Genomic DNA, 17361 nt, shown 5'->3' with positions numbered 1-17361 from the left:
CGATGAACATTGTCTTTGACCTCGACGGAACGCTGATCGACAGCGCACCGGATATTCAGGCGGTTGCCGCTGATATCCTGAACGGGCTCGGCAAGGCGCCCTTGAGCCTGGAGGAGGTGCGCAGTTTCGTGGGCGAGGGGGCCGGCGTGCTGGTCAGCCGGATGATGAATGCCCGCGAGATCCCCGAAACGCCCGCGCGGCATGCAGAAATCTACGGGCAGTTCGTGGCGCGCTACGAGAGCGCCGTTGATCTCGCGGTGTTCTATCCCGGTGTTGTTGATGCGCTTGCGGTCCTCAAGGCACAGGGGCATCGTCTGGGCCTTTGCACCAACAAGCCCGAGTTGCCTGCCCGCGCTGTGATGCGGCACATGGGGCTGGATCCGGTGTTCGACGTCGTCATCGCTGGTGGGATGGTGGCCAGCCGCAAGCCTGATCCGGAGATGCTGCATGTCTGTATTGCCGAGCTTGGAGGTGGGCCAACGCTTTATGTCGGCGATAGCGAGACCGATGCGCAAACGGCCCGGGCGGCGGCGGTTCCCTTCGCGCTTTACACAGAGGGCTACCGAAAGTCTCCCGTGGCGGAGATGCCCCATGATTGGGCGTTCGATCATTTTGACCGCCTTCAAGAGATCGTTCGCGAGGCCCGTGCGCGACAGACGGCAGCCGAATGAAGGCGCTGATCTTTGATGTCGACGGCACCCTGGCCGAGACTGAGGACGCGCATCGGCGGGCTTTCAACGCCGCCTTTGCCGAACATGGGCTGGCGTGGCACTGGGATGAAGAGTTGAACCAGGAGTTGCTGGCGGTTTCTGGCGGGTTCGAGCGCATGTCGACCTATCAAAGTCGGTTGCCGGCGACGGCGCGTGCGTCCGACGATCTGTTGCGCGCGGTGCATCGCAGCAAACGGCGCCACTACACGGACCTGTTGTCCGGGGGCGCATTGCCCTTGCGGCCGGGCGTGCGCGATTTGATCACTGCCGGTCGGGCTGAGGGAATGCGGCTGGCGGTGGTGACGGCTGCCACGCGTGAAAGCCTGAAGGCGCTGTTTGCGGGCTGTTTCGGGACACCGGCGGAGGCGCTCTTCGACCTCGTGCTGACAGGAGACGACGTGGCGCGGAAGAAACCCGATCCGGAAGGTTATCTACTGGCGCTCGCGCGGCTTGGGATGGCGCCGGGTGAGGTCATGGTCTTCGAGGACAGCCGGGTTGGATACGCCGCGGCGCGTGCTGCCGGGGTGCCGGTGGTCGTGACACCGTCGGAGCATGGTCCACCGGTTGGTGACCTGGAGGGCGCGCTTGCCGTGTTGCCCTCACTTGCGCGGGAGCACTGGCCGCGGTTCGGCTTCCCGCCCGCGGCCTGAGAGTTCAGAAATAGACCGCCCGGAAAGTTGCCAGCGTCCCACCCGCCGGATCGACCAGTTCCATCGTTTCGCCGCTGATGCCGAAGCTCGCAGCGGAGCCGAGAACCTCGACAAGAGTGCGTTCCAACGTGTCCCACGGCGGCACACAGGCCATCATCGTCATCGGGCCGGGCTTGAAATCCACTTTTGCGCCATCAACTGCGTAGCCGCCCTGGATCATGTTGCAGCCGACGGTTGCGCTGTAGTTTCCATCTGCGCGCAGGATGATATGACCCTCGCGCTTGCTATTCTGAGGGGCCGGGATGGCCTCCCCACCGAGTGTCTCGATCTTCCAGTAGGTGTTCACGAAGTCCGAGTTGGGCTTGGCGCTGCTCTCTTCCATTCCGGCAACCATCTTCAGGATCATCTCGGCCTCGGTCCCGCCACCGCGGGTAAGAACCGGATAAACGGTATCGGTCGTCATCCAGAGCGCCCCATCCTTGGTGATGGTCGCACGGAGCGCGTAGCTGTTGGATGGGTTGATTGTCGCCGGATCGTACTTGAACGCGAAGCGGTAGGGCGGGCCGCCGAGATCCGTCTTCGTGAAGGTCGCCAGTTCCTTTGCCGGCGCGTCCGCCAGCGAGATGTCCTGCAAGGTCACCTCCAGCACGGCGCCCGGAGGCGGCATGATACGCTGCAAATACGTGACGGTTCCGGTGAGCATGTCGGCTGCGGCGAGGGTCGGGGCAAGCAGGAGGGCCAGGGTGGCCAGGATGAGACGGCGCATTTCATTCTCCGGTCAGGGCGAGAGAGCACATGTGGGCGTGCAACGCCATGCTATCAACTCCCGGCGAAGGTGACGATGCGGAAAGGTCGTGTCCGGTCTCAGGCGGTTTCGAGTTGCAGCAGGCTGTGCAGCCCGGTGTTGTCTTCGACGAGATCCGCCAGCGTCACGTCGTCCAGCGCGATGTAGAAAGCCTCCAGCGCGATGGAGAGTTTGCCCCGCAAACGGCAGCTTGCCGTCAGCGGACAATGGTTTTCGGAGCCCGCGAAGCATTCGGCAAAGGGAACATTCGACTCGAAGACGCGGAACACCTGTCCGACCGACAACACCTGAGGATCGACCTTCAGGCGAACCCCGCCGTTGCGGCCACGCGTGGTTTCGATGAACCCTGTCTGACCCAACATGTTGATGACCACGCCGAGGTGGTTTTCGGAGGAATTACAGGCTTCGGCGATCTCGGCCTTTCGCACCGTGCGGTTCTCGTTGACGGCGCAAAACATCAAGGCGCGCATGGCGAGATTGGTGCGAACGGTCAAACGCATGGCGGGGACATCCTTTCCAACACCTGGATTTCCGGGCCGGAGTGCCCACGGACAGCTTGGTTCAGGTCACGAGACCAGTCGGATTTCTCATTTTAGTGTATTGCGAATGTACCAATGGCATGGCGGCTGCACAAGGCTGTCAGGTTCCACACGGTTTTTTGCCCCGTTGTCGAACGAGGCCGGTTTCCTCTGTCGAGGCTTCCTGGCGGCTATGGCGCGACTAGGACGCTTGAGGGTCCCACTCCAAATTAAAGATGTGTGCAGAATGCCTCTATTGACCGAGATCAAGGTGTGTTGCGTCGGTCGGGGAAATGAATGATCGCGGGGTGTTCTGCAATGCGGATAGAGTTTGGTCCTTCCGGCGAGCCTGACAGCAACAGGAACTTGCAGCGAGACAGGGACGAAGACGCCACAATACTGTTGAGCGGTGGTTGCGCGGACAGCTTGGTTCGTAGGCGGGTGTCGAATACCTGCTGCGGCCCTTTGGACACTGGCGCAGCCAGGGCTGTGGCCTTGGCGACAGCCTTCGCTACCTGGCCAGCCAGATCGGTCACATCCGGTTCCGGGAACGGCGAAAGTGGAGGTATCATTGACGTCGGCGCACCGATCCGTAACGCATTGGCTGCAGGCATCGCCCCCACCTCCGATGTCAAATCGCCCGAGGTCCACACCGCAGGAGTGCCCGAAGAATGACCGACACAACCACAACCCAGGCGTCCGGCCTCGCCTATTTTCCGATCGCGTTCTATGCGGCGGTCATGGGTCTCGCGGGGCTGAGCCTGGCCACCCACGTCGTTGAGCAGACCTGGGGCATGCCCAATGTGCTGTCATCCGTTTTCCTGCTTGCCACGATTGCGGCGTTCCTGGCGATATCCGTCGCGATGGTGCGGAAGTACCGGCGCCACCGGGCCGAGTTCCTGGCGGAGTGGAAACACCCGGTCAAAAAGGCCTTTTTTCCGGCGATCTCGATTTCTCTCCTCCTGATCGCGACCGCATTGACCCCGGTATTGCCGGGACTTGCGACTGTCGTTTGGTTGCTGGGCGCGGTGCTCCAGGTGGCGCTCGTGCTTGGCGTCATCTCGGGCTGGATCGGGCACGAGCCGTACCAGACGCCGCATATCTCGCCGGCCTGGTTCATACCGGCGGTCGGCAATGTCGTGGCGCCACTCGGGGGTGTCGCCCTCGGTTTCGTGGAACTGTCCTGGTTCTTCTTCTCGGCCGGGATGATCTTCTGGCTTGTGCTGCTTACACTGGTCATGAACCGGCTGATCTTCCACGAGCCGCTTCCCGGCAAGCTGATGCCGACATTGACCATCCTGATCGCGCCGCCGGCGGTCGGCTTTCTCGCATGGATCAACCTCAACGGAGGCGAGGTGGATGCGCTGGCGCGTGTGCTGCTGAATGCCGCTTATGTCTTTGCGCTGCTGGTTGCAGTGCAGGCGGTCAAGTTCACGAAAAGCCCCTTCGCGCTGAGTTGGTGGGCATTGAGCTTTCCCGTTGCTGCGTTGACGACAGCGACGTTCCACTATGCCACTCTCACGGGATCGCCCGTTCATGCCATCCTTGGTGGGCTGTTTTATGCGCTGTTGCTGGTGATCATGACGGCGTTGATCGGGCGGACCTATGTCGGCATTCGCCGGGAGGAAATCTGCATTCCCGACTAAGTTGGTACACCCGGTGCCGTCTGCGGATGCGGGCGGCCCGCTCGCCGTTGGAACCTGGCAGCGGTTGCGGTCACACCTTTGAACCGTAGCCCAGGCGTTGGCATTTCTCTGTGTAGGCGGTGTGCCATTGGTCGTATCGGCCGAGGCTGCCCTGCTGCGCCCGGATCATGTCCACGAACTCCGCCCGCTCACCGGGCTTCTTCAACCCGTTGAAGGTTCGCTTCCGGGCTTGGGTCGTGGAGCAGCCGCTGCAATGGCCGCGGCGGGTGTAGCGACAGATATCGATACAGGGTGACGGAGTCGGGACGGAGGTTGATGGACTCAGTTCCTCCGTGAGGTGCCTCGTGGCTGAACTGCCTTGAACGGGCCCGGAACCCGACTCCTACGATCACTTCGTAAGGATGAGCTTACCGGCCCTCGTGATGCGCAATGTATAGACCTTCTCGTCCAGCACGATCTGCGCAAGTCCATCGGCGCCGGTCATGGCGCGGGCATCAAAGGTCGGTAGGCCGGAAAGCGCAGCGCCGCTTTCCAGGTTGATCTGGGTCATCATGGTCATTGGTGAGTCTCAATCCTGTCGAGCAATGTTTCGATACGAAGGCCCCGTGGAAGCAGCAGCTGGGTCATGTCGTTCACGCCGGCGGCCAGCAGCGCGGCGCGTGGCGTGTCGATCATGTGCCGGACAAGGTGTGTCATCGGGGTCTCCAGTGAAGGTTCCCCGATACCTTATTAAAACAGTTTGCCTTGTCAATCCTGAATAAATTACTCGGGAACTAAGGTTCCGATGGATCTTCCGAAAAGCTGTAGGACGGCAGGTGCCCGAAGGCCGTGCGCAACGCCTCGCCCCAACCGTCTGATATCTCTTTGAAATAGGGATCGTCCTGCAAGATCCGGGCCTGGTGGCCGATCCTGAAACTGTCGTTTTCATAGGTTTGCAGATCGAATGGCATGCCCACTGACAAGTTTGCCTTCAGCGTGGAATCGAAGCTGACCAGCAAGAGCTTCACGGCTTCCTCGAAGCTCATTTCCGGATCATGGGCACGCAGCAGGATCGGGCGGCCGTACTTGTTCTCTCCGATCTGAAAGAAGGGCGTATCCTCCGAGGCCTCGATGAAGTTGCCTTCCGGGTAAACGAGAAAAAGGCGGGTCGGTCCCGGCGCGATCTGGCCCCCGATGAGAAGCGTTGCACCAAAAGGGCTTTCGGCGGTCTGTCCGTCGCCGCTCTGGGCCGCGATTACCTCGCGCAGGGTCTGGCCCACCAGGCGGGCGACCTGGAACATGGAGGGTTCTTCGAGGATCGATGGGCTGCGGTCGACCTGCGCCTTGGACCGCTCCTCCAGCAGGGAGACAACCGCCTGCGTGGTGGCGAGGTTGCCCGAGCACATGAGCGTGATCATCCGCTCCCCGGGGACGCACCATGTGTGCATCTTGCCAAAGGTAGAGATATTGTCGACGCCCGCATTCGTGCGCGTGTCAGACATCATGACGAGGCCCCGATTCAGCCTCAGGCCGACGCAATAGGTCATGGCGATTTCCGTGTCTCGGGGCCGTTCGGGCCTATTGTTGCTGAACCTGGATGTCCACACCGAGGCTTTCACCATCGGCCTCGCCGAAGTGCAAGCCGTGGATCGGAGCGGCCTCTGAATAGTCGAGCCCCGTGGCGACCCGGACATAGCGTTCGTCCGGGCAGATCTCGTTCGACACGTCGAAGCCGATCCAGCCGATGGGGGCGATATGTACCTCGGCCCAGCCGTGGCTGGCCTCCTGCTCCACCCTGTCATTCATCAGGAGATATCCTGAGACATACCGCGCGGGCAGGCCAAGCTGCCGGGCTGCAGCGATGAAGACATGGGCGTGATCCTGGCAGACACCTGCGCCGATGCTCAACGCTTCTTCGGCAGTGGTGGTGACATCGGTTTTGCCCGCCTCGTAGGTCACCGCCTCCCGGACCCTGTCAGAAAGCGCGTGGAACCGGGCTATCGGGTCATCGATCTCCGTATTCAAACCCTTGACCAGCGACCGGATGCCGGCGCCTTGCCGCGTGCGCGGCGTTTGGCGTTCGAAATACCACAGCGGGGCGAAACCGGCGTGTTTGCCGACCACGCCGTTGGTGTCGGCGGTCTCGATCTCGCCCTGGCAACTGACCACCACGTCGTGTCCTTCGCCACTGAACGACATCAGCTCGACGCGGTTGGCGTGCTGGTCATCAAACTCGAGCTCGATCTTGCCGCCCTCGACCTGCGTCTGCCAGGTCAGCACGCTCTGTCCGTGGCGGCTCTTGGGGGTCAATCGCAGCTGTTGCAGCCCATAGGCCACGGGCTCGGAATAGGTGTAGGTCGTCCGGTGCTGGATCTTCAGCCGCATGTCTTATCCGTTGAAACGATAATCGGTTTCGATTGACGCACCGAGTTTGCTGGTATCGGAAAGAAAGTCGAGAACGAACTCGTGCAGCCCATTGTCGAAGACCTCGTCGATAGTGGTGGCCGACAACCGCCCGACCAAGGCGTCCGCCTGGTCGTGGCACGGGTGGCGCGTGCCGTATTCCTTTTCAAGGTAGGCCAGGTTACCGGCAGCTTTGCTGGCGCAGAAGGTCAGTGACCTTGGCATGCGGCGGTCGAGGATCAGGAACTCCGCGATGCCCATGGCGTTCACATCGGTGCCGTAGAGCCAGCGAAACGAGCTTTGCGCCCCGACAGATCGCAAAATGTTCTCCCATTGCACATTGTCGAGCGCCGACCCGATCTGGCTGATGGATGGCAACAGCACGTAGTACTTCACGTCGAGGATCCGGGCCGTGCTGTCAGCGCGTTCGAGGAACGTCCCGACCCGCGCGAAGTTGAAGATATCGTTGCGCAGCATCGTGCCGTGTGTAGAGCCGCGCACGAGGGCGTTCTGCTGCCGTATCAGGTTCAGCACCTCCGGCAGGTCGCGGTCGCGAACAGGACGGGCCAGCGCGGCTTTCACCTGAAGGTACAGGTCGTTGGTGGCCTCCCACACATCGCGGCTCAATGCGGTGCGCACAAGGCGGGCGTTGTTGCGCGCTGCCTCGATCGTGTTCAGGACACTCGACGGGTTCGACTTGTCGCGCAGCATGAAGTCGATGGCGGCGCTCTGCTCGAACTGATCGTGGCGGGCAAGATAGGCCTCGCGGACCCCGGCGGCTTCCAGCACGCTCGACCATTCGTCGTCCGAAGTTGCAGCACGGGTCAGCGCAATGCGAAACCCGGCCTCGATCAGGCGCGAGGTGTTCTCGCTGCGCTCCATGTAGCGGTACATCCAGTAGAGCCCGCCGGCGGTCTTTCCGAGCATGCGTTCAGTCCTCCAGCACCCAGGTGTCCTTGGTGCCGCCCCCTTGCGAAGAGTTCACCACCAGCGATCCGGCCTTGAGGGCGACGCGGGTCAACCCTCCCGGCGTGAGGTCGATCCCCTTGGGCGAGACCAGCACGAATGGCCGCAGGTCCACATGGCGTGGCGCCAGCCCCGCCTTCGAAAGGATCGGCACGGTGGACAGCGCCAGCGTCGGCTGGGCGATGTAGTTGGCGGGCTTGGCCTCCAGCTTGGCGCGGAAGGCCGCGATCTCCTTTTTCGAGGCGGCCGGGCCGACCAGCATGCCGTAGCCACCGGAGCCGTGGACTTCCTTGACCACCAGTTCGGACAGGTTGTCCAGCACGTAGGCAAGGCTGTCCGGCTCCGAACAGCGGAAGGTCGGCACATTCTGGAGGATCGCCTTCTCGCCGGTGTAGAACTCGATGATGTCCGGCATGTAGGAATAGATGGCCTTGTCGTCCGCGATCCCTGTCCCGGGTGCATTGGCGATGGTGATCCCGCCGGCGCGATAGACGTCCATGATGCCCGGGACACCCAGGACGGAGTCCGGGCGGAAGTTCAGCGGGTCCAGAAAGTCGTCGTCGACCCGGCGATAGAGCACATCGATGGCCTTGTATCCTTCGGTCGTGCGCATCGCGATCCGTCCGTCGACCACTCGAAGATCGGAGCCCTCGACCAACTCGGCGCCCATGTTGTCGGCGAGAAAGGAATGCTCGTAGTAGGCGGAGTTGTGAATTCCCGGCGTCAGCACGGCAAGCACCGGCTTGCCCGAGCAGGCCCGTGGCGCGCAGGCCGCCAGCGACCGGGAGAGCCGCGTCGGATAGTCCTGCACCGGTCGCACGCGGATCTTGTTGAAAAGCTCCGGGAACATCTGCAGCATCGTCTCCCGGTTCTCCAGCATGTAGGAGACACCGGACGGCGTGCGGGCATTGTCCTCCAGAACGTAGAACTGATCCTCGCCCGTTCGTACGAGGTCCGTGCCTACGATGTGGGTATAGACATCGCCCGGTGGCGAAACGCCGACCATCTGCGGTAGGAAGGCATCGTTGCCCTCGATCAACTCGACCGGCACCCGGCCGGCACGCAGGATCTCCCGCCGATGGTAGATGTCATAGAGGAAGGCGTTGATTGCACGCACCCGCTGTTCGATCCCGCGTTGCAGGCGACCCCATTCCCGCGACGAAAGGATGCGCGGCACCACGTCGAAAGGGATCAGGCGCTCGTCAGCCTCTTCCTGTCCGTAAACATTGAACGTGATTCCGGTGCGTCGGAAGAACCCCTCAGCCTCGGATGACTTTTTCCGAAGGCGGGCGATATCTTCGCTCTCGAACCATTCGTGATAATTGGAATAGGGGCTGCGGGGGACGTTGTCGGTCCCGAGCAATTCATCAAAGAACGTGGCCTGCTTGGTCATGTCATCACATTGGCGTGGCCTTTGCCTTCGCGCAACCGGTGGCGCGCATCCGCGGCTGAAAGCGCAGGCTATCAGCGATGAAAACGTGCGTCGGGTGCGCGGCGTGGGCAATCGTCGGGACAATCGCCCAAGAAAAGGGCTACGCCGGGGGCATGTCGAGCCAGATCGTGACCGGTCCGTCATTGACCAGCTCCACCTGCATGTCGGCGCCGAACTTTCCGCGCTCGGTCGGGGGGCCCAGGCTCGCAAGATGGTCGGCAAAATGCTCGTAGAGGCGGTTTCCCAGCTCTGGCGGGGCCGAGGCGGAGAACCCCGGACGATTGCCGCGGGAGGTGTCGGCGGCCAGCGTGAACTGGCTTACTACGAGGGCGTCTCCGCCGGTGTCCAGGAGCGAGCGGTTCATCTTGCCGTCATCGTCCGGGAAGATGCGCAGCCTGGAGAGTTTCGCGGCGAGCTTCTCCGCCTCCGACGTGGTGTCCCCCTGCATGGCGCAGACAAGCACCAGAACCCCGCGACCGATCTCCCCAAGGATCTCCCCGTCCACGGTGACAGAGGCGCGGCTGACCCGTTGAACCAGTGCCCTCAAAGCCCGAGTTCCGCGGCCGTCGGGGGATTTGCACCGGCGCGGCTGACAGTCACCGCGGCGGCGGCATTGCCAAGGTTCAACGCGGAGAGCACCTCCTCCTCGTTCAGCCCGTCAATGCCATCTTTGGAGAGAAGACCAAGGCGCGACAGCCCGGCGAGGAAGCCGGCGTTGAACGTGTCGCCCGCGCCCACCGTGTCGATCACTTCGACCCGGCTCCCCACGGCGGTGTGGCTGCGGCCCGGCAGGTATGCTGTCACGCCCTCCTTGCCCTTGGTCACACAGACGATTCGTGGTCCCTTGGTCAGCAAGTTATTGGCCAGCGTATCAATGTCGCCATCACCGGAGATCCACTCAAGGTCTTCGTCGGAGACTTTCACGATATCGGCGGCAGAGATCATCCGGTCGATCCGGGCGCGATAGCTGGCCTCGTCCTTGATGAACCCGGGCCGGATGTTTGGATCGATCATCACCAGCCGCCTGGGGCTTTCGCGCAGGGCAAGTGCTTCGTAGGCCTTGCCACACGGCTCCACCGGCAGCGAAATGCCACCGACGAAGATCGCTTCGATCCCGTCGAGTGCCTCTGGCGGTGGCAGGTCATCGACCCCCAGCAGGCGCCCGGCCGTGTTCTCGTCATAAAACGCGTATTTTGCGTGTCCATCAGTCAGTTCGACGAAGGCCAGCGTTGTCGGGCGATCGGAGCGGTTGCACAGTGTGGCATCGACATTGCTGGTTGCCAGCGAGTCTTCGAGCTTCTTGCCAAAGAGGTCCGTGGACAGTCCGGTAAAGAACTTCACGGGAATATCCAGCCGTCCCAGCGCGATGGCGGTGTTGAACACGGCCCCGCCCGCGACGGGGGCAAAGCTCGGCTCCCCTTCGGTGGAGCTGCGCGGCAGCATGTCGATAAGGGCTTCCCCGGCACACAGGATCATTGCGTCTGCTTCCTTGTCACGAACGTCATGCATTCCTAACGGCGCTGCGCCCGAAGGTCCATCACCGCCGAGATTCTCACTCCCGCTGGGCTGGTTGGTGCTCGGGCGCCCTGGTGTGGGCTTTGGGGTGGATTTCGACACTCGGCACGAAGGAGACGTGCCCTTCGGACACGCACGGGGTGAAGCCTCTCCAACTCCACATCGCACTCGCGAAACGGACACGGCAGAGGGTCGAGAGCCAGCCAACGACGAGTGCCGGATCGCCGGTGCCCCGACCGGCGTTCAAGTGACAGCGGCGAGCTGCTGAAGAAATTTCAGCCCCCCTGATTCAGGTAAATCAGCCCGCCAATCACGATCACCGCAAGCAGAGCGGCAAAGAAGATCTTCCATGGCGAGTAGGGGCGTTCCCCCTTCACTTCGCCGGAGCGCGCGTTGACCACGAACCGGTAGGACTTCCCCTTGAACTTGTAGGCCGCGAGCCAGACCGGCAGCAGGATATGCTTGAAGGTCACGTCACTGACAGCAGTCTGCACATCGCCGATCCGCTGGTGATCGCCGCCGATGTCGCGGCGGATATCGCTGGCTATGACCGCGTCCATCTTGTGCCGGGCGATGGCGTAGCCAGGTTCCAGATCCACAGAATACCCCTCCGCGATGTATCCGGCGAGGTATTCCGGGCTGTATGGTTTCAACTCGCCAAGGTCCCACGGCTCCAGCGCATCCGTGTAGTCACGTGGCAGGCTGTCGGAGGCGAGCACCAGAACGTCGTCGAAATCCCGTGCGACCCGTCCGGACACACGGGTCCAGCGGGTCTTTCGCACCCGCTCGGTCACGCGTTTGCCGTCCCGCATGACGGTCCGGGTGGTGTAGTAATCGTCGCCGCGCTGGCCGGTGTAGCGGGAGCGTGTGTCGGCGTCATAGGTCCAGTAGGGAACGTAGATCCCCTTCATCTTTCGGCCCTTGCGGGCGTATTCCTTCAACCCGTTTGGCGCGAACCACAGCCGGCCGAGCCAGTCGGTCATCTTGCCGCGCGCGGTCTTCTCGTCGAGCGCGAATGGCAGCAGTGCCTGCGGTTTCAGGTGCCGGCTGGTTCCGGTGTCGGTGACAATGGGAGAGGCGCAGAACGGGCATTCCTTGGCCTGCTCCACCCCGGACATCTCGACATCGGCGCCGCAGCTCTCGCAGTGGACGGCGCGGACCTCGATAACCTCGTCCGCCGGGACCTGATTGCGGAGCGCCGCCTCGTAGTCGAGTTCGCGTAGCGCCTCGTCTTGCTGGGCGCGGCCAGTGGCGGCGACGTGTTCCACATAGCCGCAATGGTCACACACCAGGTCCCCTGCGTCGGCAGAGAACCTCAGGTCGGAGCCACAGGCGGGGCAGGGAAAGCGATGCTCTTCGACGGCCGCCCTCTCCTCGGGGGTGGTGTCCTCGGGCCACTCGTCTTCGGGCGCGGGCGGCGGGGTGGGTGCCCCGCCACGCCGCGAGCGCGATACCTTCGGGATGTCGCTCATCGTTGGAAACCTGCCCTATACGCCCGGCGGCGGCGGAGGCGGAAGGATGGTGAAGAGTTGTGCGAGTTCCTGCACATCGCCGGCTTTCATCCAGCCATCCTGACCTGGTGTCCAGACATGGCTGTCGCGTGCAAGCGAACCGTCGGCAGCCATCCGGCCCATGTCGGCCTTGGAGAAGGGGCCGGAGGTCTTGCCGTCCTTGGCGATGTGCCAGACATGCTCGACCGGTGGTGGCGGTGGCGCGGGTTGCGCCGCAGCAGGCGCGGCGGAGGGCCCGCCGGCTGGCTGGCCCTGCGGTGCACCGCCCCATGGGCCGGCCGCGCCGGGGTTCGCCATTTGCTGGGCCATGGCCATCCCCATGCCCATTCCGAGACCGGCTCCCATGCCGCCACCTGCGGGGTTGCGCGCGGCTGCCGTCATCGCCTCGGCCGCCGAATACTGCGTGAACTTTCCCAGATCGCCGGCCAGCCCCATGGAGGTACGTTTGTCCAGTGCCTCCTCGACCGCCGGGGGCAAAGAAATGTTCTCTATGTAGAATTCCGGCATGATCAGGCCATACTCGGCCAACACGTCCGAAACGGTCGTGGCGATCAGTTTGCCCATGTCCGCCGTATTGGCTGCCATGTCGAGCACCGGAATGCCGGAGCCTGCCATCACTCGCGAACTTTCCTGCACGATGATGTTGCGGATCTGGAACGTGATCTCGTCCGTGGTGAACTCGCCGTCGGTTCCGACAATCTCCGTCATGAACTTCGCCGGGTCCGTGACCTTGATCGAATAGGTGCCGAAAGCACGGATGCGGGTCGGGCCGAATTCCGGATCGCGCAGCATCACCGGGTTCTTGGTGCCCCACTTCAGATCCGTGAAGCGGTTCGTGTTGACGAAGTAGATCTCCGACTTGAAGGGCGACTGGAACCCGTGATCCCAGTGCTGCAACGACGTCATGATCGGCATGTTGTTGGTCTCCAGCATGTAGAGACCGGGAGTAAACACGTCCGCCATCTGGCCTTCGTGGATGAACACAGCCGCCTGACCTTCCCGAACGGTAAGCTTGGCGCCGTATTTGATCTCGTGGCCCTGTCGCTCAAAACGCCACACCAGCGTGTCCCGGCTGTCATCGGTCCAGTGGATGACGTCGATGAATTGACCCGAAAGAAAATCCAGAATGCCCATCAGCATATCCTCGCAGCAAATTGGTTGCGGAGACTATAGGCACCGCCCGTCGCTGTTCCAACAGCGGAGCGCCAAATATCGGGGGCCGCAGGGCCATTCCCTGCCAGCCGATGTGTGGATCGCGCGCGGGCTAGCGCTTCTCGCACCGCCAGCCATTCATGCGGTCGGCCTTGGAATCGCATTGTCCGCTGGTCTTGAAGCACTTTGCGGGCTCGCCACCCGCTCGCTTGACCAGGCAGTACTCGGTTGCTGACGCGCCGGATGCAGTCACGATCAGGGCAATGGTGAGAAGTGTTTTCATGATGTCCTCCGTTTCACACTTCCGTGTACGGCGGATGTGCGCGGTCGGATCACTCGGGGCCGGAATGGTCAGCTGCCGCCGGCCATCATCTCCTTGGCGATGCCTGCCACGATCGGGCGCGCGGTCTCGGCGTCGAGGCCGGTAGACAGGCGCCGATCATACAGAATGCGCAGAAGCAGCTCGTCATGGCGCGTCAGCAGCGCGAACTCCTCGTCGTCGTTGAAGATCGACGGGCGCGCGGCGGGGCTGTCATTTGCAAGGCCCAGGCCTTGCGCCACCTCCTCGTGCAGGCAGGACAGACGCAGCAGGTCGGGGTGCTCCGCGCGGATGACCGCCACGGCGCGCGTGTAGGCTGGGTTGTCTCCGCGGGAAAAGGCGAAGACGAGGCAGAATGTCTCCCGCGGCATGGATTCGACCGTGCGTACTGCCGTGTCGCCGATCCCCGGGATCAGCTGGCGCAATTCGGGGCCGTAGGATCGGCGCTCGTCCTCGTGCAGGACCAGAACGTGGAAGTTGGCACTGGCCTGGCTGGACACTGAAATCGGGTGGTTGGCCGCGCGAGACAGGCGCCGGGCATAGGTGTTCAGCGCGGCGCTGTCGTAATCCTGCTTGGCCTTCGGAACCGAGGCGCCAAAGCTCATGTGCAGCCGAACCGGTTGCTCCCAACGGCGGAGTTGGCTTGCTGTTTGCTGTGCCACGAGCGTTCCGCCGCGCGACACGTACTCATCATAAAGCGCGATACGGACGAAATTGTTGACCAGCGTGTGGGCCGCGAACGGCGTGTCCGGTCCGCCGCCATCGGTTCGCAGCAGTCCCTGCGCAAGCAGGTCGGCCTGAACACGGGCGTAGTGCCTTTCAAGCGCGAGGCTGGTCTCGGATCGTGTAATCGTCTGCTGTGGAACGAGAATGTCTGGGACGGCCACCGGGCCGGGCGCCGACGTGGAGGTTCCGGTGGGCTCGCAGCCGGCAAGAACCGCAAGCCCCGCGCCCAGCAGAGCCGTTCGAAGGACCGCTCGCACCACGCCTAGCTGGCCGGTACCGATGTGGAGGCCGTGTCGCCCAACCCGTCCTTGCGGGCCTTCGCTGAGGCCAGTGTGTCGCGCAATTCATGCTCCATTTTTACCAGGTCTTCCTCGGCGGCCGCCCGGCGCGCCTTGCCCTCGTCAGCAATGGCGAGGCTCTCGTTGATGGTCGCGATCAGGTCGGCGTTGGCTTGTTTGACCGCCTCGATGTCGAACACGCCGCGTTCCATCTCCTCGCGCACGACCTTGTTGGTTTCACGCAGGTTCCTAGCGTTGGACGTCAGCAACTCGTTGGTCAGGTCGTTGGCATCCCGCACCGCGGTGGCTGCATCGGCCGAGCGCTGGATGGTGATCGCCTGCGCCAATTGCGTTTCCCACAGAGGCACGGTGTTGACGAGCGTCGAGTTGATCTTGGTGACCAGCGACTTGTCGTTTTCCTGCACCAGGCGGATTGAGGGCAGCGATTGCATGGTCACCTGGCGGGTGAGCTTGAGGTCATGAACCCGGCGCTCCAGGTCGTCGCGCGCGGCCCGCAGGTCACGCAACTCCTGCGCCTTCATCACCTGCTCCTGTTCCGGGGCAGCATCGACCTCGGCGGCTTTTGCCGGGATGACATTCTCGTCCATTTCTTTCAACTTCGCTTCGCCAGCAGCGATGTAGAGTGCCAGCTCGTCGTAGAACTGGAGTGTTTTGTCATAGAGCAGATCGAGGGACTTGATGTCCTTGAGCAGCGTGTGCTCGTGGCCAAGCAGATCGTCGGTGATCTTGTCGATCTGCCCCTGGACGTCCTCGTACTTGGCCACGAAGTTGGCGAAGGGCGCGGTCCTGCCCAGCAGCTTCTCCCACCAGGTGCGCTCGCGACGCACATCGAGTTCATCGACAGAAAAGCCACGGATCGTGCCGACGATGTTGCGAAGGCTGTCCCCGGCCGGCCCGACATCCTTGTTCTTGACGTCGGCGAGCATCGCCTGAGAGATCTCCTGAAGCTCGGCCTGCGCGGCAGACCCGAACGCCACGATGGAGTTGGTGTCGCCCATGTCGATCTCGTCCATCCGCTTGCGGATCTCTGCACCAATCGGCGCGTCGGCCTCTTCCAGGGGCACGATGTCGGTCGCGTGGGCTGGTTCCGGCAGGACCACGGCGGTCACTTCCTCGACGGCGGTCACAACTTCCGCGGCCTTCTTCTGAACTTCCTGTGACATCGCGTTTCCCTCCCAAAAAAATATGGCGTTCAATCCATTCTCACGCCTTCGCGCTGCAAGCGGTCGCGAAGAACTTCGATTTCGACGTCGAGCGCGCTGCGGTCAGAAACCATCAGTGTCTCGGTCTTGGCGCTGAAATTGCGCTCCAGGTCATCCAGGAGAGCAATATACTTCGCGCGGGCCTCGGGGTCGCGTTTGCGGCTATAGAGGTCGGCGAACTTGATCGTCGCCTCTGCCGCGCCCTTGAGGTAGACGACGAGGAATTTCCGTGCTGCCGTCAGGTCACGCGGGTCTTCCTCGACCGTTCGGCACATATGGCGGGCTGTCGCTTGAAAACCCTCGACACGACGTTCCAGGCCGCGTTCGTTCGCCCGCGCGATTGCTGCGCCCATGCGCACCAGCTGCTCCTCCGCCTCGTCAACGACACGGGCCACCCGATCCTGCTGGAACGTGTCGATCCCATCGAGGTTCTTGTTCGCCAGCGGGTCGAGTCCGAAGGCCGCGATATGCAAGACCAGGGCGATGGCGCCATAGATCAGCGGCTCCAGAAGCCCTCCGGCCTCCGGCGAAAAGGTCGCAAGCACGACGCCGAACCCCGCCAGAGCTGCGGCGATGATCTTGCGCGGCAGGGCGGGGCGGCGCGCGACCTTGCGTTCATTGTATGCGGCTTCGGCCTTGAGGCCTTCGGAGAGCGTGAAGGTCGCGAAGACGAGAACCGCGGCAGCGGCGAGGTCGACTGCCATGCCAACGGCGTTTTGGCCGAAGGCCGTAAAAAGAAGCGGTGCGGGAGCGAGGTACAGCAGGTTCACCCGTGCTGCGGCGCGTGCGCGTGTCACCGGCGCCTGAACGGGAGCTACATGCTCGGTTCGGGTGTCGCCGTCAGGAGAGTATTTGCCGCCGAAACGTTGTGCCATCAGGCGGCTCCGATCATTCCGAAGGAGGTGCCGAATATCAGCACCCAAAGCAGGACGAAGGCAATGCGCGGGACAAGGCCGCTTTTCATCGGGCCATGCTGGACGGCTTTCCCGGCTGATCCAGCAAGCGACACACCGAGGAACACGATGCCGAAGACAAGCGCGATCATCACCGCCAGTGCCAGGACCAGGGACAGTAGGATATGCATGGGGTCGCCCCTTTCGCCTCACCTGAGTTTGCTTATAGGACATGGAATTGGCGTCGGCCAGCGTCAAGGTTTGACAGTCTGCGCCTTGCCGCGCCGCACCGGGTATCGCATGCGTTGCGATAGACACTGGGTGCTTGGCGCTATCCAATCCTGCGCACGCCGCGAAGCGGCGCCATCGCCGTACGAGCTTTGCTCGACGGCAAGCCCCGCGTCGGGCAGAACACCTTTGAAAAAGGGAAGCCTCTGCGCCAAAGCCCCGGACGGGCACGGCGGCACCTGGCAATCGGCGGCCACGGGATCAGTGCCCCCGAATGCACCTGGCCCACAGGTCACCACGGCCAACGGTCAATCTTGCGGGAAGCCCGCCAAGGTGCCGACAGGACGCAGCCATAGAACAGCTTGGCGCCCGTTGGCGTCATTGCACCGAACGCTGGCCGCCCGGTC

Annotated in this window: 22 protein-coding genes; 3 read left to right on the top strand and 19 right to left on the bottom strand. The window is 62.8% G+C overall.

Annotated elements, in window-relative coordinates; all coding sequences use genetic code 11:
* Positions 1 to 2: 2 nt before the first annotated feature.
* Positions 3 to 671 carry a phosphoglycolate phosphatase gene (gene gph / locus CLV78_RS08210; protein WP_106204287.1) on the top strand — a complete coding sequence of 223 codons (669 nt, stop codon included), beginning with the start codon at positions 3 to 5 and terminating at the stop codon, positions 669 to 671.
* Positions 668 to 1360: an HAD-IA family hydrolase gene (locus CLV78_RS08205; protein WP_106204286.1), complete on the top strand. Its 693-nt coding sequence runs from the start codon at positions 668 to 670 to the stop codon at positions 1358 to 1360. Before gph ends, CLV78_RS08205 begins: the two co-directional genes overlap by 4 nt.
* Before the next feature lie 4 nt (positions 1361 to 1364).
* On the opposite strand, the gene CLV78_RS08200 is transcribed toward CLV78_RS08205, so the two are convergent.
* From CLV78_RS08200 to CLV78_RS23625, 3 genes are all read right to left on the bottom strand, one after another.
* Positions 1365 to 2126, bottom strand: a complete 762-nt coding sequence (locus tag CLV78_RS08200; RefSeq protein ID WP_106204285.1) for a YbaY family lipoprotein — start codon at positions 2124 to 2126, stop codon at positions 1365 to 1367.
* A gap of 98 nt (positions 2127 to 2224) precedes the next feature.
* A complete protein-coding gene (locus CLV78_RS08195) occupies positions 2225 to 2665 on the bottom strand; it encodes an Rrf2 family transcriptional regulator (RefSeq protein ID WP_106204284.1) in 441 nt (146 codons plus the stop codon).
* Between the two features lie 284 nt (positions 2666 to 2949).
* Complete coding sequence (locus tag CLV78_RS23625) at positions 2950 to 3297, bottom strand: hypothetical protein (RefSeq protein WP_146136667.1); 348 nt, start codon at positions 3295 to 3297, stop codon at positions 2950 to 2952.
* Positions 3298 to 3354: 57 nt separating this feature from the next.
* On the opposite strand from CLV78_RS23625, the gene CLV78_RS08190 reads away from it, so the two are divergent.
* Positions 3355 to 4329, top strand: coding sequence for an SLAC1 anion channel family protein (locus CLV78_RS08190; RefSeq protein ID WP_106204283.1), 975 nt, complete (start codon positions 3355 to 3357; stop codon positions 4327 to 4329).
* A gap of 70 nt (positions 4330 to 4399) precedes the next feature.
* Here CLV78_RS08190 and CLV78_RS08185 read toward each other — a convergent pair whose 3' ends face one another.
* The 16 genes from CLV78_RS08185 to CLV78_RS08120 form a co-directional block, all read right to left on the bottom strand.
* Positions 4400 to 4615, bottom strand: a complete 216-nt coding sequence (locus tag CLV78_RS08185; protein ID WP_281261142.1) for a DUF1289 domain-containing protein — start codon at positions 4613 to 4615, stop codon at positions 4400 to 4402.
* A gap of 102 nt (positions 4616 to 4717) precedes the next feature.
* On the bottom strand, positions 4718 to 4879 hold the full coding sequence (gene hemP, locus CLV78_RS08180) for a hemin uptake protein HemP (protein ID WP_245924900.1): 162 nt from the start codon (positions 4877 to 4879) through the stop codon (positions 4718 to 4720).
* Positions 4880 to 4884: 5 nt separating this feature from the next.
* Positions 4885 to 5025 (bottom strand): hypothetical protein, encoded by a 141-nt coding sequence (locus CLV78_RS23865; protein ID WP_158263488.1) that lies wholly within the window; start codon positions 5023 to 5025, stop codon positions 4885 to 4887.
* A gap of 77 nt (positions 5026 to 5102) precedes the next feature.
* Positions 5103 to 5855, bottom strand: a complete 753-nt coding sequence (locus CLV78_RS08175) for a proteasome-type protease (RefSeq protein ID WP_106204281.1) — start codon at positions 5853 to 5855, stop codon at positions 5103 to 5105.
* A 31-nt stretch (positions 5856 to 5886) separates the two neighbouring features.
* On the bottom strand, positions 5887 to 6693 hold the full coding sequence (locus CLV78_RS08170) for a transglutaminase family protein (protein WP_106204280.1): 807 nt from the start codon (positions 6691 to 6693) through the stop codon (positions 5887 to 5889).
* Positions 6694 to 6696: 3 nt separating this feature from the next.
* Entirely contained in the window at positions 6697 to 7638 is a 942-nt protein-coding gene (locus CLV78_RS08165; protein ID WP_106204279.1) for an alpha-E domain-containing protein, read from the bottom strand.
* Between the two features lie 4 nt (positions 7639 to 7642).
* The gene (locus CLV78_RS08160; protein WP_106204278.1) at positions 7643 to 9070 is read right to left on the bottom strand and encodes a circularly permuted type 2 ATP-grasp protein; all 1428 of its coding nucleotides are present in this window, start codon (positions 9068 to 9070) and stop codon (positions 7643 to 7645) included.
* Positions 9071 to 9209: 139 nt separating this feature from the next.
* Positions 9210 to 9656, bottom strand: a complete 447-nt coding sequence (gene dtd / locus CLV78_RS08155; RefSeq protein ID WP_106204277.1) for a D-aminoacyl-tRNA deacylase — start codon at positions 9654 to 9656, stop codon at positions 9210 to 9212.
* Positions 9653 to 10585: a carbohydrate kinase family protein gene (locus tag CLV78_RS08150; RefSeq protein ID WP_106204276.1), complete on the bottom strand. Its 933-nt coding sequence runs from the start codon at positions 10583 to 10585 to the stop codon at positions 9653 to 9655. Before CLV78_RS08150 ends, dtd begins: the two co-directional genes overlap by 4 nt.
* A 314-nt stretch (positions 10586 to 10899) precedes the next feature.
* On the bottom strand, positions 10900 to 12096 hold the full coding sequence (locus tag CLV78_RS08145; protein WP_146136666.1) for a TFIIB-type zinc finger domain-containing protein: 1197 nt from the start codon (positions 12094 to 12096) through the stop codon (positions 10900 to 10902).
* Positions 12097 to 12111: 15 nt separating this feature from the next.
* Positions 12112 to 13269, bottom strand: coding sequence for an SPFH domain-containing protein (locus tag CLV78_RS08140; protein ID WP_106204275.1), 1158 nt, complete (start codon positions 13267 to 13269; stop codon positions 12112 to 12114).
* Positions 13270 to 13399: 130 nt separating this feature from the next.
* Entirely contained in the window at positions 13400 to 13570 is a 171-nt protein-coding gene (locus tag CLV78_RS23860) for a hypothetical protein (protein ID WP_158263487.1), read from the bottom strand.
* Between the two features lie 68 nt (positions 13571 to 13638).
* Complete coding sequence (locus CLV78_RS08135; RefSeq protein WP_106204512.1) at positions 13639 to 14589, bottom strand: DUF2927 domain-containing protein; 951 nt, start codon at positions 14587 to 14589, stop codon at positions 13639 to 13641.
* Between the two features lie 5 nt (positions 14590 to 14594).
* The gene (locus CLV78_RS08130) at positions 14595 to 15794 is read right to left on the bottom strand and encodes a toxic anion resistance protein (protein WP_106204274.1); all 1200 of its coding nucleotides are present in this window, start codon (positions 15792 to 15794) and stop codon (positions 14595 to 14597) included.
* 29 nt (positions 15795 to 15823) lie between these two features.
* On the bottom strand, positions 15824 to 16708 hold the full coding sequence (locus tag CLV78_RS08125; protein WP_106204273.1) for a 5-bromo-4-chloroindolyl phosphate hydrolysis family protein: 885 nt from the start codon (positions 16706 to 16708) through the stop codon (positions 15824 to 15826).
* Positions 16708 to 16917, bottom strand: a complete 210-nt coding sequence (locus tag CLV78_RS08120) for a hypothetical protein (protein ID WP_106204272.1) — start codon at positions 16915 to 16917, stop codon at positions 16708 to 16710. Before CLV78_RS08120 ends, CLV78_RS08125 begins: the two co-directional genes overlap by 1 nt.
* Between the last annotated feature and the right edge of the window lie 444 nt (positions 16918 to 17361).

This window comes from Aliiruegeria haliotis (assembly GCF_003003255.1).
GTDB lineage: Bacteria > Pseudomonadota > Alphaproteobacteria > Rhodobacterales > Rhodobacteraceae > Tropicimonas > Tropicimonas haliotis.
Note: the sequence above shows the minus strand (reverse complement) of the source record. Positions and strands in the feature narration are given on the sequence as shown.